1 protein-coding gene and 2 pseudogenes are annotated in these 1,571 nt (G+C 50.7%); 2 read left to right on the plus strand and 1 reads right to left on the minus strand.

All coding sequences use genetic code 11. From position 1 onward, the window contains the following. Nucleotides 1–153: 153 nt before the first annotated feature. Both QZ506_RS20315 and nudK read left to right on the plus strand, forming a co-directional pair. Nucleotides 154–807: an IclR family transcriptional regulator gene (locus tag QZ506_RS20315; RefSeq protein WP_291973493.1), complete on the plus strand. Its 654-nt coding sequence runs from the start codon at nt 154–156 to the stop codon at nt 805–807. Between the two features lie 37 nt (nt 808–844). Next, nucleotides 845–1,315 (plus strand): annotated as a pseudogene (gene nudK, locus QZ506_RS20320) (GDP-mannose pyrophosphatase NudK); the annotation flags it as partial. 56 nt (nt 1,316–1,371) lie between these two features. Here nudK and QZ506_RS20325 read toward each other — a convergent pair. Further along, nucleotides 1,372–1,571, minus strand: a pseudogene (locus tag QZ506_RS20325) (IS5/IS1182 family transposase); the annotation flags it as partial.

The following is a 1,571-nucleotide window of genomic DNA, read 5'->3' on the forward strand; positions in this document are numbered from 1 at the left end:
AAATGTGCTGTGGGCGTACGCCGATGGCCACTTTACTCGATGGAAAACGGATCTGGGCAGAAAAGAATCTGAACCAGATGTAATCTGACAGACACCTGTATAAATAATCGGTAACTGTCAGATCAGGTCTGAGCTAGTACAATTTATACGCTGGTGGATAAAGGCTACCTTGAAATCGCCAATCCCCGTTTCAAATCTTTCCGTCTGGGGCTTAAATTGTTCCAGACCGGTGCGGTTTATTTCGATCAAACGCAGTTTCATGAAGCAGCGCGTTCCGTGCTGAAAGAGTTGGCTGCCAGCGCGCAGGAAACATCGTTCCTGGCGATGGAAAACGACGGTATGCTGGTCTATCTGGATAAAGTGGAGAGTGCTGCATCAGTGCGCACATCTGCGCTCATCGGTTCCAATAACCCACTTTATTGTACCGGCCTTGGCAAGGCGCTGCTGGCGACCATGCCGGATGAACAGGTCAAAGCCATTCTCGATAAAACCGGTGGTTTGCAGCCGATTACCCCCTTCACCGTGACGGATGAAGCGCTTTTTTTAGGCGTGCTGAACGAAGCGCGTCAGCGCGGCTACGTGATTGATGATCGTGAGCATAACGCGGAAGTCTTTTGTGTCGCGGCACCTATTTATAACGCGCGAGGTAAGGTGCAAGCGGCGCTGAGTATTGCCAGCCTGTTTTCCAAAGTAAAAGACGACCCTGAACGCATTGTCGAACTGGGGTCGCTGATCTCAACGGCGGCGCTGACGCTATCACGTCGTATCTGTTTTCGCGGTGAACATCTGTATCAGGAGTTTCGTTAAGTCAGCCGTGTGTGTTCGCACGTGATGGAGTGTTGTGATCTCGTCTCCCATAAAGCTCATTGAAAAGAAACTGCTGTCCGATAACTGGTATGTGCTGCATAACTACACGTTCGATCTGCAACGTAAATGCGGCGGTGTGGTGCGACAACGGCGCGAAGTTTATGACAAAGGCGACGGTGCTACCATTCTGCTCTATAACAGGGATAAAAAGACGGTAGTGCTGACGCGCCAATTTCGTATCCCGACTTACCTCAACGATAATGAGAGCGGCATGCTGTTGGAAACCTGCGCGGGATTGCTGGATGCGTTGTCGCCGGAAGTGTGCATCCGTAAGGAAGTCATGGAGGAAACCTGCTATCGTATCGAGCAGGTCGAAAAATTGTTTGAAGCCTACATGTCGCCCGGTAGCGTGACGGAAAAGGTGCATTTTTTTGCCGCAGAATACGCGCCTTCCCAACGTCTGGCGCTCGGAGGCGGCGTGGAAGATGAAGACATTGAGGTTATCGAACGGCTTTGTTGAATAAATCAGAACTTGTAACGACTGCGCCCCATACGGGTCGATTGTTACGTGATGCGAATACTGTTCGGCATTCCTAATAGCGTGATCCTGTTAAGCGCTTTGACCATGGTCATGGCTTCACCCACCTGAGCATCGTAGTCTCTCAGACTTAGATGACCACCCAGAAGCCTTTTGAACCGGAACATGGCCGTTTCAGCCACTGAGCGCCGGTGATAGCCCACTTTCTTTTTCCAGATATCGTTAC

Source organism: Candidatus Symbiopectobacterium sp. (genome assembly GCF_020054415.1).
Classification (GTDB): domain Bacteria; phylum Pseudomonadota; class Gammaproteobacteria; order Enterobacterales; family Enterobacteriaceae; genus Symbiopectobacterium.